The sequence below is a fragment of the Microtetraspora niveoalba genome, assembly GCF_001570405.1.
Lineage (GTDB): Bacteria > Actinomycetota > Actinomycetes > Streptosporangiales > Streptosporangiaceae > Microtetraspora > Microtetraspora niveoalba.
The window spans coordinates 267,123-291,532 of the sequence record NZ_BBYM01000004.1 but is presented as its reverse complement, the minus strand read 5'-3'; the positions used below and the strand labels follow the sequence as shown (position 1 = coordinate 291,532).

The window sequence follows — 24,410 nt, the reverse complement described above, 5'->3', positions numbered from 1 at the left end:
CGGGGGTAGGGATGAGGATGCATCCAGGCGGTATGCCGCGGCGAATACCGATCTGGGCGTGAGATATGCGAACCCTGATATATGACGACATCGATATATCTGCGGCAGATAGCGGTATTAGACTGTTATGCCTGGTCCGCAGCACAATGGCGGCCATGAAGCCCGCGCACTACGTCAACGGTGTCTTCTCGACGACGGGAGAGACATTTCCGCTGCTGTCCCCCGTCGACGGAAGCCAGGTAGGAGTCGTCCCCGAAGCCACGCGCGACGTCGTCGACTCCGCGGTCCGCGCCGCCCGGGCGGCGCTCGACGGCCCGTGGGGGCGGAGCGGCGTCGAGGAGCGGTGCGCGTTCCTGCGCCGGATCGCCGACGGCATCGAGGCCCGCTTCGAGGAGTTCGTCGACGCCGAGGTCGCCGACACCGGCAAGCCGCGCGAGCTGGCCGCGACGGTGGACATCCCCCGCGCGATCGGCAACTTCCGCGCCTACGCCGACCTGTCGTACGGCCGCCCCGAGCGGGCCTACCCGACGACCGTCCCGGGGTGGAGCGGCAGCGGCCAGGCGCTGAACTACACCGTCCGCCGCCCGCTCGGCGTCGTCGCGATCATCTCGCCGTGGAACCTGCCGCTGCTGCTGCTGACCTGGAAGGTCGCGCCCGCGCTCGCCGCCGGGAACGCCGTCGTCGCCAAGCCGTCGGAGGAGACCCCGTCCACCGCCACCCTGCTCGCCGAGGTGATCGACGAGGCGGGGGTGCCGGACGGAGCGTTCAACCTCGTCCACGGCCACGGCGGCGCCGCGGCGGGGGAGTACCTCACCTCCCACGCCGGCGTCGACGCGATCGCCTTCACCGGAGCGTCCGCGACCGGCGCCGCGATCATGCGGAACGCGGCCGACCACGTCACTCCGGTCTCCTTCGAGCTCGGCGGCAAGAACCCCGCGCTGGTCTTCGCCGACGCCGACCTCGCCGAGGCCGTCGAGGGGACCGTGCGGTCGAGCTTCACCCACTCGGGCCAGATCTGCCTGTGCACCGAGCGCGTCTATGTCCAGCGGCCCGTCTACGACGAGTTCGTCCGCGCCCTCGCCGAGCGCGCCCGCACGCTGAAGGACTACGGCCCGATGATCTCCGCCGAGCACCGTGACAAGGTGCTCTCCTACTACCGCCTCGCCGTCGCGGAGGGCGCCACCGTCGTCGCCGGGGGCGGTGTGCCGAGCTTCGGCGACGCCCGCGACGGCGGGTTCTACGTCGAGCCGACCGTCCTCACCGGGCTGCCGCAGACCGCCAGGACCGTCCGCGAGGAGATCTTCGGCCCCGTCTGCCACGTCGCGCCCTTCGACGACGAGGACGAGGCGATCCGGCTGGCCAACGACAGCCCGTACGGCCTGGCGGCCACGGTGTGGACCACCGACCTGTCGCGCGCCCACCGCGTGGCGCCGCGCGTCGAGGCCGGGATCGTGTGGGTCAACTGCTGGAACCTGCGCGACCTGCGCACCCCCTTCGGCGGGGTGAAGGCGTCCGGCATCGGCCGCGAGGGCGGCGAGTACTCGCTCGACTTCTTCTCCGAGCCCGTCAACGTGTGCGTCAAGATTTGAGGACATCCGTGACAGAGAGACACCAGGCCGCCGCCGCGCGGCTGCTGGAGGCGTACGCGTCCGGCCGCCCGTGCGAGCCGGTACGCGACCTGATCGACGGCGTGGACGACGCCTACGCCGTGCAGAACCTGCTCACCGAGCGGTGGTTGTCGCAGGGACGCCGCCTCACCGGCCGCAAGATCGGGCTGACCAGCGCGGCGGTCCAGCGGCAGCTCGGCGTGGACTCGCCGGACTTCGGCGTGCTGTTCGCCGACATGGCGGTGCCGGACGGCGCGGAGATCCCGGCCGGCGCGGTGCTGCAACCGCGCGCCGAGGCCGAGGTCGCGCTCGTGCTCGACCGCGACCTCACGCACGAGCGGCACACGGTCGCCGACATCATCCGGGCGACGGCGTTCGCGCTGCCCGCGATCGAGATCGTGGGCAGCCGGATCCGCGACTGGGACATCACGCTGACCGACACGGTCGCCGACAACGCCTCATCGGGCATGTACGTGCTCGGCAACCGGCCGGTGCCGCTGCGGGACGTGGACCTGCGGATGGCCGGGATGGTCATCGAGCGGCGCGGAGAGCAGGTGTCCAGCGGCATCGGCGCCGCCTGCCTCGGCCACCCGCTGCACGCCGCGGTGTGGCTGGCCGACACACTGGTCAGGCTCGGCCGCCCGCTCCAGGCGGGGGACACCGTGCTGACCGGGGCGCTCGGGCCGGTCGTCCCGGTGGCGCCCGGCGACGTGCTCGAAGCGCGCATCGACGGCCTCGGCGACGTGCGGGCCGCGTTCGCCGCAGACGACCCGAGCCTTGAGGGGGAAGTGTGAACTCGCGGCTGAACACGTTCGCGGAGACCCTGGACGAGGCGGCGCTGAACCGACGGGCCGTCCCCCGGCTCACCGACACCGCGCCTCTCGACGTGTCCGAGGCGTACGAGGTGCAGCGGGCGGTGATCGAGCGGCGGCGGGCCAGGGGCGAGACGCTCATCGGCGTCAAGATGGGGTTCACCAGCCGCGCCAAGATGGTGCAGATGGGCGTGGACGACGTCATCTGGGGCCTGCTCACCGACGCCATGCTGATCGAGTCCCACCTTGACACCGGCGGGCTGATCCACCCGCGCATCGAGCCGGAGATCGCGTTCCTGCTGGACCGGCCGGTGCGCACCCCGGCGGACGCGGTCGCGGCCGTCGGCGGCATCGCGGTCGGCTACGAGGTGCTCGACTCCCGCTACGAGGGCTTCAGCTTCACCCTCGCGGACGTCATCGCCGACAACGCCTCGGCCAGCGGCTTCGGCGTCGGCCCCTGGCACCGGCCCGCGGACGTCGGCAACGTCGGCATGCTGCTGGAGATCGACGGCCGTCCCGTCGCCAGCGGCTCCTCGGCGGCGATCCTCGGCGACCCGATGCGGTCGCTGACCGCCGCCGCGCGGCTGGCCTGCGCCGCCGGGATCGAGCTGCAGCCCGGCTGGGTCATCCTCGCGGGCGCCGCGACCGCGGCCGTCCCGCTTCCCTCCGGCGCGCACGTCCGCGTCAGCGCCGCCGGTCTCGGTCACGTGGAGGTGACGACGCGATGAGCGACGCGCTGCTCGTCCAGGGCAAGGCCACGCCGCGCGGCAGGTTCCCGCACGTCAGGCGGGCGGGGGACTTCGTGTTCGTGTCCGGCACCAGCTCCCGCCGTCCCGACGGCTCGTTCGCGGGGGCGAGCGCGGACGCCATGGGCACCACCAGCCTGGACATCCGCGAGCAGACCAGGGCGGTCATCGAGAACATCCGCGACCTGCTCGCGGCCGCGGGCGGGGACCTGTCCGACGTGGTCAACGTGACCAGCTACCTCGTCAACATGAACGACTTCGGGGGCTACAACGAGGTCTACGGCGAGTACTTCGACGAGACCGGCCCGGCCCGCACCACGGTCGCGGTCCACCAGCTCCCGCACCCCCACCTGCTCATCGAGATCTCCTGCACCGCCCACATCCCGCAGAGGAGCGCACAGTGATCCCCCCCTTCAACCTCCAGAAGTGGATCGACGAGCACCAGGACATGCTGCGGCCGCCCGTCGGCAACGTGCAGATCTGGAAGGACGCCGATCTGATGGTCACCATCGTCGGCGGTCCCAACCAGCGCACCGACTTCCACGACGACCCGATCGAGGAGTTCTTCTACCAGCTCAAGGGCGACATGGTGCTGCGCGTCATGGAGGAGGAGGGCAAGCCTCCCGTGGACGTGCAGATCAAGGAGGGCGACGTCTTCCTGCTGCCGCCGCACGTCCGGCACTCGCCGCAGCGTCCGGTGCCCGGCTCGATCGGCCTCGTCGTCGAGTACGCCCGCCCGGTGGGCGAGCTGGACGCGTTCGAGTGGTACTGCACCGAGTGCCACCACCGCGTCCACCGCGCCGAGCTCCAGCTCCAGTCGATCGTCGAGGACCTGCCGCCGGTCTTCCAGGCGTTCTACGACGGCGACCGCACCTGCCCGAGCTGCGGGGCGACGCACCCCGGCAAGGACTGGCCCGAGCACCTGCGGCCGGTGATCCGATGACCCGTTCCGGCCAGGTCGTCGACGTCCACGCGCACGTCTTCCCGCGCATCTCCCGCGAGGAGAGCCGGATCCTCGCCGGGGCGGGGGAGCCGTGGCTGCGCGACGGCATGATGATGAGCGGCGAGGACGACTACCGTCCCGTCACGCCCGAGTTGTGGGACGCGGGCGCCCGCCTCGCGGCGATGGACCGCTCCGGCGTCGACGTGCAGGCCGTCTCGTCCACGCCGCTGCTGTTCGGGTACGCGGCAGCGCCGGACCGCGCCGCCGACTGGTGCGAGATGGTCAACGACCGGATCCTCGCGTACTGCGCCGAGGACCCCTCCCGCCTGCTGCCGCTGTGCCAGGTCCCGCTGCAGGACCTGGCGACCGCCTGCACGGTCGTCACCAAGGCCAAGGCGGCCGGGCACCGGGGCGTCCACATCGGCAACCACGTCGGACCGCGCAACCTGCACGACCCGGAGATCGTCGAGTTCCTCGCGCACTGCGCCCGCGAGGACATGCCGGTGCTCGTCCACCCGTGGGACATGCTGGCCGCCGACCGCATGGCGGGCTACATGCTGCCGTGGCTGGTCGGCATGGCGGCCGAGACCCAGCTCAGCATCCTGTCGCTGATGTTGTCCGGCGCGTTCGAGCGGCTGCCCTCCTCGCTGCGGCTCTGCTTCTGCCACGGCGGCGGCAGCTTCGCCTTCCTCCTCGGCCGGGCCGACAACGCCTGGCGCAACCGCGACATCGTCAGGAAGGACTCGCCCAAGCCGCCCTCGGCGTACGTCGACAGGTTCTACGTCGACTCGGCGGTGTTCGACACGCGGGCGCTGCGCCTGCTCGTCGAGGTGATGGGCGTCGAGCGGGTCATGCTCGGCACCGACTTCCCCTTCCCGCTGGGCGAGCAGGAGCCGGGCTCGGTCGTCCGCGCCTGCCCGGAGCTGGGCGAGGCCGACCGGGCCGCGATCCTCGGCGGCAACGCCGCGAGGTTCCTGGGGTTGTGATGACGCTCGCGCACACGCCGCTCGGAACGCTGCGCGGCCGCGACCTCGGAGGCGTCACGGCCTTCACGGGCGTACGGTACGCCGCGCCGGCCCGCAGGTTCGCCGCGCCGTCGCCCGCCCTGCCGTGGGAGGGCGTCGCCGACGCGGTCGAGCCCGGCCCGCCCGCGCCGCAGCGGCCGGGCCGGATGGGCTGGGTGCCGGGACTGGAGATCGACCCGGCCTCCGGCCGCGAGGACTGCCTGTACCTGAACGTCTGGACGTCCTCCGTCGAAGGGCGGCGGCCGGTGCTGGTGTTCCTGCACGGCGGCGCGTACGTGTTCGGTTCGGGCGCGCAGCGGATGTACGACGGCGCGGCGCTCGCCCGCGACCACGGGCTCGTCGTCGTGACGGTGAACTACCGGTTCGGCTTCGCCGGCTTCTGGTACGGCGACGGCGTGCCGGCGAACCTCGCCCTGCGCGACCAGACCGCCGCTCTCGAGTGGGTGCGCGACAACATCGCGGCCTTCGGCGGCGACCCCGACCGGGTCACCCTCGGAGGTCACTCGGCGGGCGCCACCAGCGTGCTCGCCCTGATGTCCCGGACGCCGGCCCTCTTCTCGCGCGCCGTGGCCATGAGCCCGGTGCCGTACGGCTTCGCCGCACCCCGCGAGGCCGCCGCCTGGACCGACGCCGCCCGGGACGCGCTGGGCGGCGCCGACCCGTACGAGGCGCCGCTCGCGGACCTGCTGTCCGCCGAGGGCGTCGCCGTACGGGCGGTGCCGCCGGTGGGCGGGCTGCTGCCGGTCGCGCCCGTGATCGACGGCGACTTCCTGGCCGTCCACCCCATGGACGCGGTCCGCTCCGGCGCGGTCGCCCCGACGCCGCTCCTGGTGACGACGACGTCCGAGGAGATGCGGCTGTTCGCCGCGATCGGCGGCGGCGACGCCGACCGGCGTGACGTGTTCGAGGAGCCCGCCGAGGAGATCGTCCGCGCGCACCCGGGCCCCGCGCGCCTGCTGGTGTGCGACCACCGCTCACCCATGCGCCACGGCGGGATCACGCTCGGCGCCTGCCATCTCGTGGACGTGCCGCTCTACTTCGGCAACCACGGGAGCCCCCTCACCGGCACGGGAGCCGAGGTGGAGGAACTGGCAGGCGCGATGACCGAGGAGTTCGCCCGGTTCTGCCGCGGCGAGGAGGAAACGCGATGAGTGAAGCCAAGGTCAGGACGACCGGGCCGTCACCGGCGACGCGGTCGAGCACCCCGGTCAGGATCTTCCCGGTGCTGGAGAAGCTCTGCGGGCCGTCCGGCCGGTCGCTCGCGCCCGCGCCGAGCCGGTCGTAGGAACAGACCCGGTTCTGCTTGCTCAGCGTCTTCTGGACGGCGGCCGGCTTGTCCAGCCCGTCGCCTCCCCCGTGCATCAGGATGATGACCGGCCTGCCTTTCCCCGGGTCGCCCGAACAGGACACGTTCACCGACCGGCCCGCGACGTCTATCTTCTCGGTCCCGGAGATCGGGGCGGCGTCGACTGTCGGCGTGGCGGGGGCGAAGGGGTCCCAGTTCTCCAGCGCGTCGCCGTCGCAGCCGGCGACGCCCGCGCCGAGCACGGTGCAGCACAGCGCGGCCACGACGGATGTCTTCGTTTTGCGGAGCATGAGGTCCTCCAGTGAGGGAGTCGACGCCGGGATGATGCGCACGGCGGTGTCGTGGAAGGCGACGGAGCGCCGTGGCTGCGTCGCAACGCTAGGGATCGGGCGGTCCTAGATCATCACCGCACGGTGGACTTTCGCCGGTAGCTCGTACGGGGGACAAGTGCGGCCTGTCGGAGAGGGGCGCGCTCGCCGCGCTCTGGCGTGCGGTGCGGACGCCGCCGGAGATGTACGCGATCCACGGAGACGTCGAACGCAGCGGCGTCGTACGACGAATCGCATGTGCGCCTGTCCCCCGTGCGAGCTACCCGCGACTGTCCACCGCACGGGGACGATTCCCGACCGCCGAATCCCTAAGGTTCTCGGCGTAGCGGCGGCGTCCCGTCGCGAAGTCCCCCCACCTGAGCCCCACCAAGGGAGTCGTCATGCGGTTGTTGAAACAGCTCGTGCCTGTCGCGCTGGTCGCCTTCGTCGGCAGCGCCATCGTGGGCGCGGTGCAGGGGAGCTCGCTCCTCACCCTGCTCTTCGGCGTCGCGACGGCCGTGCTCGCGGTGCTCGTGTACGCCCGGGTGGTGCGGTGGTCCGAGCGCCGCGCAGCGGTGGAGGTGGCGACGCGAGGAGCCGCCCGCGCCATCACACGAGGAGCGCTGATCGGTGTCGCGTTGTTCGCGGCCGTCATCGTGAACATCGCTCTCGTGGGCGGCTACCGGATCGACGGCCTCGGCTCGCTGACGGGCGCGATCGGACTGCTCGGCTTCATGGCCGCCGCCGCGGTGACGGAGGAGCTGCTCTTCCGCGGCATCCTGTTCAGGATCGTCGAGGAACGCATGGGGACATGGACGGCGCTGGCGTTGACCGGCGTGCTGTTCGGCCTGTCGCACCTGTTCAACCCGCACGCCAGCCTGTGGGGCGCGATCGCCATCGCGATCGAGGCGGGCGGCATGCTCGCCGCCGCCTACGCCGCCACCCGCACCCTGTGGGCGCCGATCGGCGTGCACTTCGGCTGGAACTTCGCGGCGGCCGGCATCTTCGGCACCGAGGTCTCGGGCAACGGCGCGACGCAGGGGCTGCTGCACGGCGTGACGTCGGGCCCCGGCCTGCTCACGGGCGGCGAGTTCGGGCCGGAGGCGAGCCCGTACGCGGTGGTGTTCGGCCTGCTGCTGACGGTCGTGTTCATGTGGCTGGCCCGCCGTCGCGGCAACGTGGTCCCGCTCCGGCGCGGCGCGGCCGCTACCCTCGCCCCATGATCGATCTACGGCGGGTCACGGACCTGTGGCGGCGGTGTGACGTCGTGGTCCGGGATTTACCGTTCGGGCTACTGCTGGCCGTCGCATCGCTCCTGCCGGCGCTCCACGGCAAGGGGACGCAGGTCGGCGACCTGCCGGCCCGCCCCTTCGACGCGCTGGCGTTCGTGGTGATCGCCCTGGAGTGCCTTCCGCTCGCCGTCCGCCGGCGGTGGCCGGCCGTGTGTCTGGCTCTGGTGTCGCTCGGGTTCGCCCTCGACCAGTTCCGCGCCTACCACGTGTTCGCGAGCAGCGCGATGCCCATCGCGCTCATCAGCGCGGGCGCCCATCTGGAGCGCCACCGGCGCGTCACCGTGGTCCTCCTCTCCATGGCGTACGTGCCGCTGGCGCTCGCGCTCGGCCGGCTCGGCGCGACCGAGAAGGTGGAAGGTTACGTGGTGTTCTACCTGGGGCTGATCCTCGCGTGGGGCATCGGGGCCTGGCTGCGCTCCTCCCGCGCCGCGGAGGCGGAACGCCGCCGCCACGTCGCCGAGGCCACCCGCGCCGCCGAACGCACCCGGATCGCCCGTGAGCTCCACGACGTCGTGACGCACCATGTGACGGCGATGGTCGTGCAGGCCGAGGCCGCACGCTATCTGACCGCCGCCCCCGGCCGCCTCGACGCGACGCTGAGCGCCATCACCGACACCGGACGGCGGGCCATCACCGACCTGCGGCACATGCTCGACCTGCTCAAAGCCGATCATGACACCGACGTCAGCATCCCCTCCGCCGGCGAGCTCCACACGCTCGTGGAGCAGACCCGCCAGGCCGGGCAGCCGGTGGAGTTCGCCGAGGAGGGCAGTCCGGCGGAATCGGCGGGCAGCGCCGAGTTGGTGACCTATAGGGTCGTGCAGGAGGCCCTGACGAACGCGCTCAAATACGCCCACGGCAGCCGCACCGTGGTCCGGGTGCGCTACGGCGAGAAGGAGATCAGCGTGGCGGTGAGCACCGACGGTTCCGGCTCGCGGGTCGGCTCTCCCGGCGGGAGCGGGCGGGGGCTGGCCGGGCTCTGCGAGCGGGTGGACGCCCTGGGCGGCGAGTTCACCGCGGACCGGCAGGCGGGTGGCGGCTTCGTCGTACGGGCCCGCATCCCCGCGGGGAGCCCGTCGTGACGGCGTCGGTGCGGGTCCTTGTCTGCGACGACCAGGCGCTGATCCGCACCGGGTTCGCGACGATCATCGATGCACAGCCCGACCTGGAGGTGGTGGGCGAGTGCGGCGACGGCCGCGCCGCGGTCGACCTGGCCCGCCGGCTGAGCCCCGACATCGTGGTGATGGACGTGCGGATGCCGGTGCTCGACGGCATCGAGGCCACCCGCCTGCTGGCCGGCGCCGGGGTGGCGGACCCCGTCAAGGTGCTCGTGGTGACGACGTTCAACCTGGACGAGTACGTCTACGAGGCGCTGCGCGCCGGGGCGAGCGGCTTCCTGCTCAAGGACGCCCCACCGGCGCAGCTCCTGCACGGCATCCGCACCGTCGCGGCGGGCGCCGCGCTGCTTGCGCCGGAGGTGACCCGTCAGCTCGTCGGCCGGTACGCGGCGCGCATCCGCCCCGTCGAGGGCGCGGCGGATGACGTCCCGCTGACCCTGCGCGAGCTGGAGGTGCTGCGCCTCATCGCCGACGGCCTGTCCAACAGCGAGATCGCCGCCACCCTGGTGATCAGCCAGGAGACCGTCAAGACGTACGTGTCGCGCATCCTCACCAAGCTCGACCTGCGTGACCGCGTGCAGGCGGTGGTCTACGCCTACCGCAGGGGCCTGGTCACCTGAGACGCCGGCCCGCCGTCGGCTCCGGGTCACTCGCTGGAACAGTTCGCTGCGGTGTGTTCGCTACGGGCGGGTCAAGACGAGTTCGAGCAGCTTGACGAGCTGGTCGAGCTGCTCCGGGTCCAGGCGGCCGGACATGGGCGCCAGGGCGCGCCGGACCTCGTCCTCCACGCGCTTGGCCAGTTCGAGCCCGGCCGGGGTGATGTACACATCGACGACCCGGCCGTCATCGGGGTTCTTGCCGCGCGTCAGCAGCCCCCGGCGCTGGGCGCGGTCGATGAGGCCGGACATCGTGGACTTGTCCAGGCCGAGGTAGGCGGCCAGTTCGGTGATGCGGGCGCGGCGGTCGCGGAGGATGCCGAGCACCCGTAGTTGGGTGAGCGACAGGTCGTGCTCGCCGCCGATGCGGGTCAGCACGCCTGCCACCTCGAAGGTGGTCCGGACGAGGGCGTCCAGGACGTCGTCGGCGGCGGTCATTCCGTCATGCTATTTCGGCATGGTTGGTAATGCCAACCATGCCGAAGCCGGCCCGAGCGGACGGCTTCCCCTGCTCCGACACCGGCAACACCGCCACGGCTGGTCGCGCACGGCCTCATGCACCCACAAGCGCGACGGCGACAGTTCGCGGGCGTGATGTGGCGTCGATCGCGCCGTACGCGTTGACATGGTTTGCATTACCAACCACTATAAGGTAGTTGGTAAAACAAACCATTTCCGGGAGGCCACCATGCACGCTGCCGTCATCGCGACAGCCGATGCCCCGCCGGTCTATCGCGACCACCCCGACCCCACGGAGCGCCACGACGACGAGATGGTCGTCGAGGTCCTCGCGGCTGGCCTGCACCATCTGACCAGGGCGAAGGCGATCGGCGTGCACTACTCCAGCAACGGCGTGTACCCGCTCGTCCCCGGCGTCGACGGCGTAGTGCGCGACAAGGAGGGCAACGTCCGTTACGTGGTTCTGGACGACACCGCTCTGGGGACGTTCGCCGACCGCACCCTCATCGACCCGCGCCGCAGCGTGATCCTGCCCGACGGCGTCGACCCCGTGCAGATCGCCGCCAGATCGGATCCATCGCCGGCCAGACCGCGCCGATCCCCTCCGCGGCACTGCGCTCCGCCCGCCTGCGGATCGTCGGCAGCGGCATCGGCTCGGTCCCCGCCCGGGACTTCCTCGCCGAGCTGCCGGAGCTGGCCTCGGCGGTGGCCGCGGGCGCGATCGACGTACGGGCCCGCGCCGTGCCCCTCGCCCAGGTCGCGCAGGCGTGGACCGCCGAGACCGACGACCGCATCGTCTTCGTCCCCTAGCCGTCACATCGGAGGAGGAAGCCATGACTTCGTCGAGCAGCAGTAGGAGACGGGCCCCGCGACCGGGCCCCGCTACGCGGAGGCGTCGGCGAAGCGGCGGGCCAGGTGCGCGAAGGCGTCCTTGAGCTCGACCGGGCCGACGACCTCGATGTCGGCGTCGAACCTGCCGACGGCGGCGGCCAGTCCGGTCCATGACCACGAGCTCAGGACGAGCCGGCAACGGTCCGGACCGAGCTCCTCGACGACCCCGTCGCGGACATAAGGGGACACGTCGGCTGCGGGCAGGCTGAGGATCACCTCGCCCCGGCAGGGCCAGTCGCCGGAGCCGTCGGAGCCCCGGAACCTGCCGGCCACGAAGGCGGCCACGTCGCCTCCCGGCAGCTCCCGAGGGGTGAAGCGGGGCCCGGTCGGGGCGCGCGGGGTGATCCGGTCGGCGCGGAAGGTGCGCCAGTCCTCACGGTCGAGGTCCCAGGCGACGAGGTACCAGCGCCCGCCCCAGGTGACGAGGTGGTGGGGCTCCGCCCGCCGCGGCGAGGACTGCGGGCCGTAGTCGAAGCGCAGCACCTCACGGGCGTGGACGGCGGCGCTGAGCGCCATGATCACTTCGCGGCCGACCTGCGGGGCCGGCCGGGGCGCGGGCCCCTCGACGGCGGTGACCTGGAGGGTGTCGATCCGGTGGCGCAGCCGCGCGGGCATGACCTGCCGTACGGTGTTCAACGCGCGGGCCGCGGCCTCCTCGATGCCGGCGCCGCTGGTGACGGCGGTCTGGAGCCCGATGGCCAGGGCGACGGCCTGCTCGTCGTCGAACAGCAGCGGGGGCAGCCGCGTGCCGGCGTCCAGCCGGTACCCGCCGTCGGGTCCCTTGAAGGTCACGATGGGATAGCCGAGCTCGCGCAGCCGGTCGACGTCACGGCGCACGGTGCGCGGGCTGACCTCCAGCCGCTCGGCCAGCAGCGCTCCCGGCCAGTCCCGGCGCGTCTGGAGCAGCGAGAGCAGTGCCAGCAGTCGCGCTGAGGTCGTCGGCATGAAATCCATTGTGCCGTCGGTAGCGGCCACATCCTGACCTCTACCCCTGCGACCGTTGTCCCGTCTCAGGCGCTGCACAGCGTCCAGAACCGATAGGAGCGACATGTCCGTCAAGTCCGTCACTCATCTGAACTTCCGGGGCGACGCCCGCGCGGCGCTGGAGTTCTACCAGTCCGTCTTCGGCGGTCATCTCGCCGTCGTCACGTACAACGACGCCGGGAACGTGCAGGACCCGGCCGAGGCGGACCAGGTGATGTGGGGCCAGGTGGTCGCGGACAGCGGCTTCCACGTGATGGCCTACGACGTGCCCTCGCGGTTGCCGTGGGACCGGGGTGAGAACGCGTTCTTTCTCTCCCTCCGCGGCGAGACCACCGAGGAGATCACCGCGTACTGGGAGAAGCTCTCCGACGGGGCGAGTATCGCGCAACCGCTGGGGCCCGCGCAGTGGGCTCCGCTCTACGGAATGCTGACCGACCGCTTCGGCGTCGTCTGGGTCGTGGACGTCGCGCGCGAATACAACGGCTGAGCAGAGGCCTGACCCGATGACCGTTCTCGGCATCCGGGCGCTCAACCGCGCGACGCTCGCCCGTCAGTTGCTGCTTGACCGCGCCGACCTGCCGGTCCTCGACGCCGTCACGCACTTGTGCGGCCTGCAGGCGCAGGAGCCGCAGGAGCCGTTCGTCGGGCTCTGGTCACGGCTGTGCGGGTTCGACCCGGCGGTGCTGTCGGACCTGCTGATCCGGCGCGACGTGGTGCGTACCCACCTCATGCGCCGCACCGTCCACCTCCTCACCGCCGACGACGTCCTGGCCTGGCGGGCCCGCCACGGCCTCATGCTGCGCCAGCGGGTGCTCGGAACCTACCGTCGCGAGCTCGCCGGGGTGGACCTCGACGAGCTCGCGGCGGCGGGCCGGGCGGTGATGGCCGACGGAGAGCCGCGCTCGATGGGCGAACTCGCGCGGGCGCTGGCCGGCCGCTGGCCGGAGCCGGGACCGCGGGCGCTGGGCGAGATGCTGGTCGCCGCCCTCGTCCCGATGGCGCAGCTGCCGCCGCGCGGGCTGTGGCGCACGAAGGCGGGGGTGCGCAACGTCCCGCTCTCCTCATGGCTGGGGCGAGAGATCGACCCGCCGGCCGTGAACGGCAGCGATCCGGTGGGTGAGACGCTGGTACGGCGTTATCTCGCCGCGTTCGGCCCCGCCGCCGTGGCCGACCTGCGCGCCTGGTGCGGCCTGGCCGGACTGCCGGCCGCGGTGGCCGCGATCCGCGGGGAGCTGGTCTCCTTCCGGGACGAGCGCGGCCGGGAACTGCTCGATCTCCCCGACGCGCCACGCCCCGACCCGGACACGCCCGCCCCCGTACGGTTCCTGCCGGCGTTCGACAACACGATCCTCGGTTACCACGACCGTGGCCGGATCATCGACGACACCGACCGCGGCCTGTCGGTCACCGGCGCCCGCATGGTCCTGGTCGACGGCCGGGTCGCCGCGACCTGGACCGTCGAGGACGGCACCGTGATCGTCACCCCGCTGCGTCCCTTCTCCCGGGCCGACCGCGACACGGTGGCCGAGGAGGGCCGGGCGCTGGCGTCGTTCCTGTCCGACGGCGACAGTGACCGCGTACGGCTCACGTGATCGGCGGGGAGGGCCCGGCATCGCCGTGGCTACGGCTCAGCCGCTGCGCGAGCGACCCTGCCGGTCACCGTTCCCGCGCGGCTGCGGGCGGCGTCGCGGGAACGACGCAGGACAGGGCGCTGCGCAGGATGGCGGCGAAGGACGCGTCGGAGCCGGCTTCGAGCCAGTGCCGTCCCGCCACCCGGATGGCGCCGGCGACCGCGGCGGCCGTGACGGCGGGGAACAGGTCGCGCGCCGGGTCGGTGCCGGTGCGTGCCGCGATCGCGTCGGCGAGCGGGCCCTCCGCCATGGTGAACGCCTTGAGAGCCTCGCCCTCCAGCTCGGGCGTCAGCATGATCATGCGTAGGCCGGCCCTGTCCGGCTCGGGCTCGGTGTAGAGCTGGATCACGGCGGCGATGACGGCCTGGTCGAGCGGCTCGTCGGCAGGGCGGGAGCGCAGCGCCTGCCCCACGCGCCTGGACTGGTCGGCCTGGAAGGCGCAGATCGCCTCAGCCCTGCTGGAGAAATAGTTGTTGTAGGTCCTGGGCGAGACTCCCGCGGCCGTGGCGATGTCATGGACGCGGACGAGGGCCAGCCCGTGCGGGCCGCTTTCGATGGCCAGGCGCAGCGCGGCGTGGCCGATCGCCTCCCTGGTGGCCTGCTTGTTGCGTTCCCTGAGGTCCATGGGGTCGTCGTTCACGGGTCGATTCTAACCGGCATTGCGCGGCACGCACTATGTGCGTGTCGCGCAAGTCGTGGGTAGAGTGCGTCAAGACGCCTGGCACTCGCACCTGGAGAGTGCCAATCGCAGTGCGTGGCCGGGACGGCGAGGTCCGGCGGCGGGTCGGCCACCCTCCGCCGGGCCGTCCGTCGCGGGCGTCGTCCCGGCAGCGCCCCACACGACCATCGAGAGCAGGAGCAGTGATGACCTCGAAAATGATCGCCTTCGACGAGGACGCCCGGCGCGGTCTCGAGCGCGGCATGAACCAGCTCGCCGACGCGGTGAAGGTGACTCTCGGCCCCAAGGGCCGCAACGTCGTTCTGGAGAAGAAGTGGGGCGCCCCCACCATCACCAACGACGGTGTCTCCATCGCCAAGGAGATCGAGCTCGAGGACCCGTGGGAGAAGATCGGGGCCGAGCTCGTCAAGGAAGTCGCCAAGAAGACCGACGACGTCGCGGGTGACGGCACCACCACCGCCACCGTGCTCGCCCAGGCGCTGGTACGCGAGGGCCTGCGCAACGTCGCCGCCGGCGCCAACCCGATGTCCCTGAAGAAGGGCATCGAGGCCGCCGTCGAGCGCGTCAGCGAGGAGCTCTCCAAGCTGGCCAAGGACGTGGAGACCAAGGAGCAGATCGCCTCCACCGCCTCCATCTCCGCGGCCGACCCCGAGATCGGCTCGCTCATCGCAGAAGCCATGGACAAGGTCGGCAAGGAAGGCGTCATCACCGTCGAGGAGAGCAACGCCTTCGGCCTGGAGCTCGAGCTCACCGAGGGCATGCGGTTCGACAAGGGCTTCGTCGCCCCGCACTTCATCACCGACTCCGACCGGCTCGAAGCGGTACTGGACGATCCGTACGTCCTCGTCGTGAACGGCAAGGTCTCGGCCAACAGGGACGTGCTGCCGCTGCTCGACAAGGTCGTGCAGGCCGGCAAGCCGCTGGTCGTCATCGCCGAGGACGTCGAGGGCGAGGCCCTGGCCACCCTGATCGTGAACAAGATGAAGGGCGTGCTCCGCTCGGTCGCGGTCAAGGCTCCGGGCTTCGGTGACCGCCGCAAGGCCATGCTGGGCGACATCGCCGTCCTCACCGGTGGCCAGGTCATCAGCGAGGAGGTCGGTCTCAAGCTCGAGAACGCCACCCTCGACCTGCTCGGCCGCGCCCGTAAGGTCGTGGCGTCCAAGGACGAGACCACGATCGTGGACGGCGCCGGTGACGCCGAGCAGATCGCCGGCCGGGTGAACCAGATCCGCGCCGAGATCGACAACACCGACTCCGACTACGACCGCGAGAAGCTCCAGGAGCGCCTCGCCAAGCTGGCTGGCGGCGTCGCCGTCATCAAGGCCGGCGCGGCCACCGAGGTCGAGCTGAAGGAGCGCAAGCACCGCATCGAGGACGCCGTCCGCAACGCGAAGGCGGCCGTCGAGGAGGGCATCGTCCCCGGCGGTGGCGTGGCCCTGCTGCAGGCCGGCGCCAAGGCGTTCGACAAGCTGGAGCTGAACGGCGACGAGGCCACCGGTGCCGCGATCGTCCGCAAGGCGCTCGAGGAGCCGCTGAAGCAGATCGCCGTGAACGCCGGCCTCGAGGGCGGCGTCGTGGTCGAGAAGGTGCGCAACCTCACCCCGGGTGAGGGCCTCAACGCGGCCTCCGGCGAGTACGTCGACATGTTCGAGTCGGGCATCATCGACCCGGCCAAGGTGACGCGCTCCGCGCTGCAGAACGCCGCCTCCATCGCGGCTCTGTTCCTGACCACCGAGGCCGTCATCGCCGAGAAGCCCGAGAAGGCCGCGGCCGCTCCCGCCATGCCCGGCGGCGACATGGACTTCTAGGGCCCGCTCAGGCCGGGCGGTCCCCGCGCGGGCTCCAGCGCGGACCCCGACGGGACGCGGGCGGAGACCGCCCGGCACGGGCCGCCGCGTGCCGGCGGCCCACCCACTTGATCGCGGCGGAACGGGCGCCGGCCACCCGAAGCGCGCGCGATTCAGGAGGGCCACCCATCAGCCGTGTGACCACCTGTCCGTGGGCAGTACAGCTAGCACTAGCTGGCCGCAGCATCGAGGCCACGACCCAACCCGATACAAGTCATATCCAAGGGGTGTTGCCTAACGTCTCCCTGGACGCGAGACCGGGAGCGTCCAGGTATCGAGATGCGTACGCGATATGCACCTCAGTTCTTCCCGGCTTTCCACGGTGGAGTATCGAGGAATTTCTCATGCAGATCGGATATGCAGTCCCGCAGTACGGCGCCTTCGCCGACCCGGATTTCATCCGGCAGGCCAGCGCGGATCTGGAGGCCATGGGCTACAGCAGCCTGTGGGCGGGCGATCGAATCATGCTGCCGCTCGCGCCCAGCGACCCCTACCCGGGAGGAGACGGCAAGATCCCCCCGGCCTTCGCGACGTTCTTCGACCCGCTGACCGCATTGACGCTGGCCGCCGTCAGCACTCGGGAGGTCCGGCTGGGAACCAGCACGCTCAACGCGCTGTGGCAACCGCCGGTCCTGCTCGCCCGCATGCTGACCTCGCTCGACCTGCTCAGCCACGGACGGCTGGACGTCGGCATCGGTCTCGGCTGGCTGCGTGACGAATACACCGCGACCGGGGTGCCTTGGCAGGGGAGGGGAGACCGGCTCGAAGAGACGCTCGACCTGATGGAGGCCGTCTGGAGCAGTGAGGTGGTCGAGCACAAGGGCACGCTCTGGACCGTGCCGCCGTCGCACATCGACCTCAAGCCCTTCCAACGGCCGCGCCCCCCGATCCTGCTCGCCGGTTACACGCCCTCGGCTCTGGAGAGGATCGGCAGGCGAGCCGACGGCTGGCTGAGCGCGGCCATACCCATGCCTTATCTGACGTCCCTGTGGGATGTGGCGCTGCAGACCGCGGCACGCGCCGACCGGGACCCGTCGGCCCTGCGCATGGTGGTGCGCGTCAATCCGGAGATCACCGATTCTCCCGCGCCCGACGACCAGGTGCCGCACGCCGGAACCGTGCAGCAGCTCGGTGACTACCTGCTGACCCTCGCCCAGGCCGGTGCCCACGAGGCGTTCGTCGACCTGCAGACGACGACGTCCTCGCGCGATCAGTTCCTGGACGTCGCGCATGAGCTCATCACCAGGCTGCACGCCGGCTGAGCTCGCGCCAGCTCACGCTCGGCACCGTGGCACCGCAGGCGCATCCGCCCACCGGCGCCGTCCCTCGCTCGTCAGGCCGTTACGCATGCGGTGCGCGGGGACCCATGGCACGGGAAGCACCCGCCTCCATCGTCGGCCGACGACCCGGACCCGGGTCGGCCGCGTCGCGGGACGGCCGAGACGCGGGCGCGAGGGGGCGCGACCCGTGTCCATCGTCGAGCCGCAACCGGAAGTGCCGATCCGTCTCGCGGCGGATCGGCTTTCCTCCCCGCTACGTGATCGAGCCCGCTTCACCCCCGGCTTCGGGTCGGCCGCGGGTCGGCCGCGGGTCGGCCGCGCCTGGCTCTGATCGGCGGGGCCTTTCGGCTCTGTTCTCGACCCAGCTCAACCTGTACGGGCGCTTCGAGCTCGACATGAGCCGCCACCTGGAGTCGGTCGGCGTCCCCTTCAGCCCGCCCGCCTACGCCGACGCTGGCGGCTACGACATGGAGGTGGTGTGGGACACCTGCGCGACAGCGGCCTTGGGCCTGCCCTACGACGCGGTCCGGGAACGTCCGGTGAGCACCCTGTCAGGCGGCGAGCAAAAGCGCATCGTCCTGGAGGCCCTGTTGCGCGGACCGGATCAGGTCCTGCTGCTGGACGAGCCGGACAACTACCTCGACGTGCCCGCCAAGCTATGGCTGGAAGATCAGCTGCGCGCCACATCCAAGACCGTGCTGCTGGTCTCCCACGACCGGCAGTTGCTGGCCAACGCCACGGACCGCATCGTGACCGTGGAAGCGCGCGGCGTCTGGGTCCACGGCGCGGGCTTCGCCACCTACGCCCAGGGCCGCCAGAACCCTCGGTACGGCACACCGGTTCCGTACGGCTGGGTGCCCGGGTTGCGCCCGGCCACTTCGTGCAGACCCACGCCAGGCCCGACCTGCACGGCCGCACCCTCGCTGAGCTGGTGATGGCCGGGCATGCTCTCACGCTGAACGAAGCCATGGCCGCGCTTGCCCGCTACGAACTCGCACCAGCCGCTAATCAGCGGTTCGAGACCCTGTCCGGCGGGCAGCAGGCCCGGCTGCAGATCCTGCTGCTGGAACTGTCGGGTGCGACGCTGCTGCTGCTCGACGAACCCACCGACAACCTCGACCTGGCCAGCGCCGAGGCCCTGCAACAGGGCCTCGCGTCCTTCGCCGGCACCGTGTTGGCGGTCACCCATGACCGCTGGTTCGCCGCCGACTTCGACCGCTTCCTCATCTTCGGCGCCGACGGAACCGTCTACGAGAGCGACGAACCGGTATGGGACGAAGCCCGCGTCGAGCGTGCCCGCTGAGCGATAAGGACGAGACGTCGTGGGGTCGCCGTCGGAGTGCCCGCCCGCTCCAGCCGGCCCGCCAGTCCGCGCAGCACGACGTGCTCGCGCAGCATCGACGACACCAGCAGGCGGACCTCGGGCAGCTCCGCCCCCGCCGCGTACAGCGTCCGCTCCTCTGCCTCGGCGTGTGGCGTGTTCCGATGACACCCCTCAACGGTCTGGAGCCGGTTGTCGGCCGGACGCTGCGCGGGGACCGGCAATCCGCCGGGACATGCGTGTGGGTGTGCCGGCCGGCCGGCCGGCACACCCACATCGTCTCGGTCAGCTCGCGTCGGCGGATGCCGGGGGAGCGGCGGTCACCGGCGCGGTCGGCTCCGACGTCGCCGCGCCGTCCGCGTAGCCCTCCGCCGTCACCGTCACGCGTACGGACAGGCGAGCATCGCGGTCGTGCCCCTTGAGGCGGTAGGTCCGGTCGGTCGCGCCCTCGACCGGGACCCCGTCACGCAGCCACTGGTACGCGACGGTCGCCGCCTCCGGCGACCAGGTGCCCGGGGACGCCGTGAGCCGCCGGCCGATCTTCGCGACGCCGGTCACGGCCGGGGGCGCGGTGTTGAGCACCGCGGGCGGTCGCGCGTCGTGCAGGTCCACCTCCGCGGCGCGGACGAACACCTGCCGGTGGGCGTACCAGAGCTGGTAGTACCTGTCCTGCCCCTTGACGTCGGTGCGGTCGCCGGGAGCCGAGCCGTCGAACGTCGTCGCCCGGTAGTAGTCCGTGACCACGTCCTCGTCGCTGACGGCGTACGTCTGCCCGAGCGGGATCTTGTACTCCAGCGCGGAGAGCGCCTGCACGGGGATGCCGGTGCCGGCGTACGCGGCCGCCTCGGGGTAGGCCCGGCCGTAGATCGAGGCCGGCTGGGTCGCGGACGGCTTCACGGTGACCGTCTTGGCCATCGTGCGGACCACCACCGGCTTGTCGGCCGGGTTGCGCAGCCAGGCGAGCGAGCCCGCCCACCACACGCCCAGCCAGTCGCCCCGCACCTCGGCGACGACGAGCTTCTGGCCGGAGGCGGCGCGGGCGCTGATGTCGCTCGCGTACGTCGTGCCGGCGGAGCCGTCCGGCTTCCACCCCGGGTCCTTGGCGAGCGGCGCGCTCTCGGACGGCTCCTGACGCAGCGGGACGAAGTTCGTGCCCGCGCCGGGGACGCAGTCCGGGGAGTGCGGCGACGCCTGCGGGCAGCCGGTGATGGGCTGCGGGTTGTCGCGGTAGCCGGCGCGCACCTCGACGACGTCCCCCGCCACGACGTCGGCGGTGGCCGCGCGCGTGCCGCCGATGGGAGCGCCGAGCAGCTCGAAGTAGTGGTCCCAGTCCCAGTACGGCCCCGGGTCCCAGTGGACGCTCTGGGTGTTGCCGAAGACGGTTCCCGGCACCTGGTCGTGGCCGATGATGTGCGCCCGGTCGAGCGGGATCTCGTACTTGCCGGCCAGGTGCTTCACGAGCGCGGCCGACGTCTGGTACATCGACTCGGTGTACCAGTTCGCGGTCCCGGCGAAGCCCTCGTGCTCGATGCCGATGGAGTGCATGTTCACGTACCAGTTGCCGGCCTGCCAGCCGACGTCCTTGGCATTGAGGTGCTGGGCGATGTGGCCGTCGGAGGAGCGGATCGTGTAGTTCCACGCCAGGTACGTGGGGTCCTGCGCGAGCTGCACCGAGGGACCGTAGTACCCCTCCGTGTCGTGGATCACGATGTACTTGAGCTTCGGCCCTCCCGGCCCGGTCCGGTCGGCGAGGTCGTGGTTGCCGTAGCTGGTGGTGTTGTCCGGCAGCGTCGGCGCACGCTTGGCGTACGGCGCCCCGAGCCACTCGCAGTCGAGGCCGTCCGGGCAGTCGGTGGTCGCGGCGGCGGCTGTCCGGGCGCGGGGGAGCACGACGGACGCGTCGGCGGCGAGGCTCACCTTCTGGCCGTCGTCGGTGACGCGGCTCTCGCCCTTCTGGAGTGTCTGGTAGACCTGCCGAGCGAACGCGCTCCCGGTGCCGAATCGTGCCACCGCCCCCTGCCAGGAGGCCAGGTCGTCGCCGCCGTCGTGGTAGGACGCCAGGAGTGCCGCCCCGCCGCAGATGTTGGCGTTCGGCTCGCCCCGGAGGGCGGCGACCGGCAGGCCGGTCAGCTCGGCCGCCGCGGCGATGCGGCTCTTCGGCTCGGCCACGCGTCCCTTGTCCGCCCCGTCCCATGCCTCGGGGGCCTGGTCGCTCAGGTCGAACACGCCGTACCCGCCGTCGTTGCTGGGCCGGCCCTGGTTGTGGTCCCAGCGGGACAACATGTACGCCACGGCTTTCAGCAGGGACTCGGGCACGCCCGAGGCGCGGGCCGCCTCGGAGAACGCCGCGTCCCGGCTGGGGGCGGAGAGCGTGGCCGCGCAGGACACCGGCGTCCCGGCCGTCCGCGCGGATGCGGAGCCCTGCGCGGCGGGGGCGACCGACAGCAGGACGGCCGCCGCCGTGCCCGCGAGCGCGGCGCTCCGGAGTGAAGATCTCACGTATGTGACCCCTTCTCGCATGCCTGTTGGGGGGTTCAGGCCGGGGTAATCACATCGCCATGTCCGCATATCGCGCCAGGGGCGTCCGTAAATCTCGTCGAGATTGTAACTTTTCGCCAGACAACGTCGGTCAGATGAAAATCACCGCCCCGCCGTGCGCCTCGGCGGGTCCGGCACGGCCGGCCGCGGGGGCGTGGCTCCACGGCGAGCGCCCGTCCTCCGTGGACGGGCGCTCCGGGGCGTGGTGGTCAGTTGAAGGTGTCGGGGTCCGGACCGGTGCGCAGACCCCGGTCAAGGCCGGCGATGGCGGCCATGTCGGCGTCGGTGAGCTCGAAGCCGAAGACGTCGAGGTTCTGCCGGATGCGGTCGGCGGTGACGGACTTGGGGATCACGATGTTGCCGGTCTGCAGGTGCCAGCGCAGCACGACCTGCGCCGGGGTGACACCGTACGCCTCGGCGATCCCCACGATCGCCTCATCCCCGAGGACCGCGCCCTGGGCCAGAGGGCTCCAGCCCTCGGTGGCGATGCCGTGCTCGGCGTGGAAGGCGCGCAGCTCGGTCTGCTGGAGGCCGGGGTGCAGCTCCACCTGGTTGACCGCAGGCGTGATGCCGGTGTGCTCCAGGAGCCGCCGCAGGTGGGGGATCTGGAAGTTCGAGACGCCGATGGCGCGGGCACGCCCGTCGGCGAGGATCTTCTCCAGCGCCTTGTAGGTCTCCACGTACAGGTCGCGGGCCGGGGTGGGCCAGTGGATGAGGTAGAGGTCGACGTGGTCGAGGCCGAGCCTGCCCAGGGAGGCGTCGAACGCGGCCAGCGTCCGGTCGCGGCCCTGGTCCTCGTTCCACAGCTTCGTCGTGACGAACAGTTCCTCGCGGGGGAGGCCGGAGGCGGCGATGGCCCTGCCGACACCGCGCTCGTTGCCGTAGATCGCGGCGGTGTCGATGCTGCGGTAGCCGGCCTCCAAGGCCCTGGCGACCGCGGTGGTGGTCTCCTCGTCGGGGACCTGGAAGACGCCGAAGCCCAACTGGGGCATGGTCACACCGTTGTTGAGCGTCACGTTCGGCACGGAAGTCATCAGGAGTCCTTTCTTCGGTGCTGCTTTGAGAAGGGAACGGAGCAGGGACCCGCCGGTGCGGGGCGGGTCGGAGGGTCAGGAGCGGAGGGCTCCCGCCGCGGCGGGAGCGGCGCTGTGGCCGGAGGCCGCGGCGGCGCGGGTGGGCCGCAGCTCCAGCCGGTGTGAGACGACGGCCAGCACCAGGGCGGCGGCGGCCAGGACGGCCCCGACGGCGTTGGGCGCGGAGTAGCCGAGCCCGGCGGAGATCACCAGGCCGCCGAGCCAGGCGGACAGGGCGTTGCCCAGGTTGAAGGCGCCGATGTTGGCCGCCGAGGCCAGCGTCGGCGCGCCGTGGGCGTGGTCCAGGACGCGCTTCTGCAGCGGCGGGACGGTGGCGAAGCCGAGAGCGCCGACGAGGAAGACGGCCACGACGGACGCGGCCTTGCCGGAGGCCAGGAAGGTGAACAGCAGCAGGACCAGCGCCAGGCCGCCCAGGGCGGTGTAGAGCATCGGCATGAGCCTGCGGTCCGCGAACCGGCCGCCGATGAGGTTGCCCACCACCATGCCCAGCCCGAAAACCACCAGCAGCCAGGTGACGGAGGATTCCGCGAAGCCGCTGACCTCGGTCATCATCGGCGCGATGTAGGTGATCGCGGCGAACACGCCTCCGAAGCCGAGGACCGTCATGGCCATGGCCAGGACGACCTGGGCGCTCTTGAAGGCGGCGACCTCGTGCCGCAGCCGTACTCCATCCGGCTTCGGTACGTCGGGTACGAGCTTGGCGACGCCGGCCAGGCCGAGCACGCCGAGGGCGGCGACGATCAGGAAGGTCACGCGCCAGCCGGCGCTCTGGCCCACGAACGTGCCCAGGGGCACGCCGACGACGTTGGCCACGGTCAGGCCGGTGAACATCATGGAGATGGCGCCGGCCTTCTTCTCCGGCGCCACCAGTTCCGCGGCGACGACGGAGCCGATGCCGAAGAAGGCGCCGTGGGCCAGCGAGGCCACCACTCGGCCGATCAGCATGACGGCGAAGACCGGGGCGACGGCGGAGATGAAGTTGCCGAGGATGAACAGGCCCATGAGCAGCATGAGCATGTTCTTGCGGGAGATCCGGGTGCCGAGGACGGTCATGATCGGTGCGCCGATCATGACGCCGAGGGCGTAGCCGGTGACCAGGAAGCCGGCTGTCGGCACGGACACGCCGAGGTCCGCGCCGACCTGGGGCAGCAGCCCCATGATCACGAATTCCGTGGTGCCGATTCCGAAGGCCCCCATGGCCAGGGCCAGCAGTGCGAGCGGCATGACGAGGGTCCTTTGACATGCGGGGTGAAGTTGCGTGAGCACTTTGTACGCGCCAACAATAATTGCACACGCTGGCTAATGGCAAACGCGGGTATAGTGAGGTACGTGAACGGCGGCAGGTCTCCTGCCTGCGCCTCCGCTCGCACCACCCGACTGAGGGAGCTGCCCATGACCGCCACCGACCCGGCGATGACCGCACTGGCGCACAGCTGGTCGGCGCTCTCGCTGCTGCACGGACGCATCGAGAGCAGAGTCGAACGTGCGCTTCAGGCGGAACACCGGTTGAGCGCACGCGAGTACTCGCTGCTGGACGTGCTGAGCCGCCAGCACGACGGCGAGGGCGGCCACCTGCAGATGCGGCAAGTCGCCGACTCCGTCGTCCTCAGCCAGAGTGCGACCACGCGCCTGGTGACCCGGCTGGAGGACCGCGGGCTGCTCGCGCGCTACCTGTGCCCCACCGACCGCCGCGGCATCTACACCGACGTCACCGAGAAAGGCCTGCGCCTGCTGGAGGAGGCCCGCCCCACCCACAACACCGCCCTGCGCGAGGCCCTCGACCAGGCGGCCGCCGAGCCCGTGCTCGCGCCCCTGGTCCAGGCCATCCAGCAATTGCAGGGTGATGTCCAGCCGGCATGACCTGCGCCGCCGG

General features: G+C 71.6%; 23 protein-coding genes and 1 pseudogene. 16 read left to right on the top strand and 8 right to left on the bottom strand.

From position 1 onward, the window contains the following. Positions 1–155: 155 nt before the first annotated feature. The 7 genes from AWQ70_RS04330 to AWQ70_RS04300 are packed head-to-tail and all read left to right on the top strand — an operon-like array spanning position 156 to position 6,284. The gene (locus tag AWQ70_RS04330; protein ID WP_084516521.1) at positions 156–1,589 is read left to right on the top strand and encodes a 2-hydroxymuconic semialdehyde dehydrogenase; all 1,434 of its coding nucleotides are present in this window, start codon (positions 156–158) and stop codon (positions 1,587–1,589) included. A gap of 8 nt (positions 1,590–1,597) precedes the next feature. After that, positions 1,598–2,401: a 2-keto-4-pentenoate hydratase gene (locus AWQ70_RS04325; RefSeq protein ID WP_067170519.1), complete on the top strand. Its 804-nt coding sequence runs from the start codon at positions 1,598–1,600 to the stop codon at positions 2,399–2,401. Next, a complete protein-coding gene (locus AWQ70_RS04320; protein WP_067170516.1) occupies positions 2,398–3,147 on the top strand; it encodes a 2-keto-4-pentenoate hydratase in 750 nt (249 codons plus the stop codon). Before AWQ70_RS04325 ends, AWQ70_RS04320 begins: the two co-directional genes overlap by 4 nt. Further along, positions 3,144–3,569, top strand: a complete 426-nt coding sequence (locus AWQ70_RS04315; RefSeq protein ID WP_067170513.1) for a RidA family protein — start codon at positions 3,144–3,146, stop codon at positions 3,567–3,569. Before AWQ70_RS04320 ends, AWQ70_RS04315 begins: the two co-directional genes overlap by 4 nt. Next, positions 3,566–4,108 carry a 3-hydroxyanthranilate 3,4-dioxygenase gene (locus AWQ70_RS04310; RefSeq protein ID WP_084516503.1) on the top strand — a complete coding sequence of 181 codons (543 nt, stop codon included), beginning with the start codon at positions 3,566–3,568 and terminating at the stop codon, positions 4,106–4,108. The genes AWQ70_RS04315 and AWQ70_RS04310 overlap by 4 nt, the downstream gene beginning before the upstream one ends. After that, positions 4,105–5,094, top strand: a complete 990-nt coding sequence (locus tag AWQ70_RS04305) for an amidohydrolase family protein (protein ID WP_067170510.1) — start codon at positions 4,105–4,107, stop codon at positions 5,092–5,094. The genes AWQ70_RS04310 and AWQ70_RS04305 overlap by 4 nt, the downstream gene beginning before the upstream one ends. Further along, a complete protein-coding gene (locus tag AWQ70_RS04300; protein WP_067170506.1) occupies positions 5,094–6,284 on the top strand; it encodes a carboxylesterase family protein in 1,191 nt (396 codons plus the stop codon). The genes AWQ70_RS04305 and AWQ70_RS04300 overlap by 1 nt, the downstream gene beginning before the upstream one ends. Here the strand turns inward: AWQ70_RS04300 and AWQ70_RS38565 are convergent. Further along, positions 6,193–6,729, bottom strand: a complete 537-nt coding sequence (locus tag AWQ70_RS38565; RefSeq protein ID WP_157529875.1) for an alpha/beta fold hydrolase — start codon at positions 6,727–6,729, stop codon at positions 6,193–6,195. The genes AWQ70_RS04300 and AWQ70_RS38565 overlap by 92 nt on opposite strands. A gap of 419 nt (positions 6,730–7,148) precedes the next feature. On the opposite strand from AWQ70_RS38565, the gene AWQ70_RS04290 reads away from it, so the two are divergent. Genes AWQ70_RS04290 through AWQ70_RS04280 form a run of 3 tightly spaced genes read left to right on the top strand, consistent with a single transcriptional unit; the run spans position 7,149 to position 9,777 of the window. Next, positions 7,149–7,970, top strand: coding sequence for a CPBP family intramembrane glutamic endopeptidase (locus AWQ70_RS04290; protein ID WP_067170498.1), 822 nt, complete (start codon positions 7,149–7,151; stop codon positions 7,968–7,970). Next, the gene (locus tag AWQ70_RS04285; protein WP_067170495.1) at positions 7,967–9,121 is read left to right on the top strand and encodes a sensor histidine kinase; all 1,155 of its coding nucleotides are present in this window, start codon (positions 7,967–7,969) and stop codon (positions 9,119–9,121) included. Before AWQ70_RS04290 ends, AWQ70_RS04285 begins: the two co-directional genes overlap by 4 nt. Further along, positions 9,118–9,777 carry a response regulator gene (locus AWQ70_RS04280; RefSeq protein WP_067170491.1) on the top strand — a complete coding sequence of 220 codons (660 nt, stop codon included), beginning with the start codon at positions 9,118–9,120 and terminating at the stop codon, positions 9,775–9,777. The genes AWQ70_RS04285 and AWQ70_RS04280 overlap by 4 nt, the downstream gene beginning before the upstream one ends. 60 nt (positions 9,778–9,837) lie before the next feature. Here the strand turns inward: AWQ70_RS04280 and AWQ70_RS04275 are convergent, their stop codons facing one another. From AWQ70_RS04275 to AWQ70_RS04265, 3 genes are all read right to left on the bottom strand, one after another. Next, positions 9,838–10,251, bottom strand: a complete 414-nt coding sequence (locus AWQ70_RS04275; RefSeq protein WP_067170487.1) for a MarR family winged helix-turn-helix transcriptional regulator — start codon at positions 10,249–10,251, stop codon at positions 9,838–9,840. Positions 10,252–10,366: 115 nt separating this feature from the next. Then, entirely contained in the window at positions 10,367–10,621 is a 255-nt protein-coding gene (locus AWQ70_RS39745) for a hypothetical protein (RefSeq protein WP_169808612.1), read from the bottom strand. A 533-nt stretch (positions 10,622–11,154) separates the two neighbouring features. Beyond that, the gene (locus tag AWQ70_RS04265; protein ID WP_067170733.1) at positions 11,155–12,108 is read right to left on the bottom strand and encodes a helix-turn-helix transcriptional regulator; all 954 of its coding nucleotides are present in this window, start codon (positions 12,106–12,108) and stop codon (positions 11,155–11,157) included. A gap of 103 nt (positions 12,109–12,211) precedes the next feature. On the opposite strand from AWQ70_RS04265, the gene AWQ70_RS04260 reads away from it, so the two are divergent. Further along, positions 12,212–12,634, top strand: coding sequence for a VOC family protein (locus tag AWQ70_RS04260; protein ID WP_067170484.1), 423 nt, complete (start codon positions 12,212–12,214; stop codon positions 12,632–12,634). A gap of 16 nt (positions 12,635–12,650) precedes the next feature. Then, the gene (locus AWQ70_RS04255; RefSeq protein WP_067170480.1) at positions 12,651–13,739 is read left to right on the top strand and encodes a winged helix DNA-binding domain-containing protein; all 1,089 of its coding nucleotides are present in this window, start codon (positions 12,651–12,653) and stop codon (positions 13,737–13,739) included. Positions 13,740–13,803: 64 nt separating this feature from the next. Here AWQ70_RS04255 and AWQ70_RS04250 read toward each other — a convergent pair whose 3' ends face one another. After that, complete coding sequence (locus tag AWQ70_RS04250) at positions 13,804–14,418, bottom strand: TetR/AcrR family transcriptional regulator (RefSeq protein ID WP_067170477.1); 615 nt, start codon at positions 14,416–14,418, stop codon at positions 13,804–13,806. Between the two features lie 224 nt (positions 14,419–14,642). On the opposite strand from AWQ70_RS04250, the gene groL reads away from it, so the two are divergent. The 3 genes and pseudogenes from groL to AWQ70_RS37315 all read left to right on the top strand — a co-directional run. Further along, on the top strand, positions 14,643–16,265 hold the full coding sequence (groL, locus tag AWQ70_RS04245) for a chaperonin GroEL (protein ID WP_067170473.1): 1,623 nt from the start codon (positions 14,643–14,645) through the stop codon (positions 16,263–16,265). A 383-nt stretch (positions 16,266–16,648) separates the two neighbouring features. Next, positions 16,649–17,566, top strand: a complete 918-nt coding sequence (locus AWQ70_RS04240) for a TIGR03619 family F420-dependent LLM class oxidoreductase (RefSeq protein WP_067170470.1) — start codon at positions 16,649–16,651, stop codon at positions 17,564–17,566. A gap of 461 nt (positions 17,567–18,027) precedes the next feature. Further along, positions 18,028–18,887, top strand: a pseudogene (locus AWQ70_RS37315) (ATP-binding cassette domain-containing protein); the annotation flags it as partial. A 303-nt stretch (positions 18,888–19,190) separates the two neighbouring features. Here AWQ70_RS37315 and AWQ70_RS04225 read toward each other — a convergent pair. From AWQ70_RS04225 to AWQ70_RS04215, 3 genes are all read right to left on the bottom strand, one after another. Further along, positions 19,191–21,404, bottom strand: coding sequence for an N-acetylmuramoyl-L-alanine amidase (locus AWQ70_RS04225; RefSeq protein WP_157529874.1), 2,214 nt, complete (start codon positions 21,402–21,404; stop codon positions 19,191–19,193). Positions 21,405–21,652: 248 nt separating this feature from the next. After that, positions 21,653–22,477: an aldo/keto reductase gene (locus tag AWQ70_RS04220; RefSeq protein ID WP_067170457.1), complete on the bottom strand. Its 825-nt coding sequence runs from the start codon at positions 22,475–22,477 to the stop codon at positions 21,653–21,655. A gap of 75 nt (positions 22,478–22,552) precedes the next feature. Next, the gene (locus AWQ70_RS04215; protein WP_067170453.1) at positions 22,553–23,761 is read right to left on the bottom strand and encodes an MFS transporter; all 1,209 of its coding nucleotides are present in this window, start codon (positions 23,759–23,761) and stop codon (positions 22,553–22,555) included. A gap of 168 nt (positions 23,762–23,929) precedes the next feature. Here AWQ70_RS04215 and AWQ70_RS04210 point away from each other — a divergent pair, with 168 nt between their 5' ends. After that, positions 23,930–24,397, top strand: coding sequence for a MarR family winged helix-turn-helix transcriptional regulator (locus AWQ70_RS04210; protein WP_067170451.1), 468 nt, complete (start codon positions 23,930–23,932; stop codon positions 24,395–24,397). Positions 24,398–24,410: the final 13 nt, after the last annotated feature.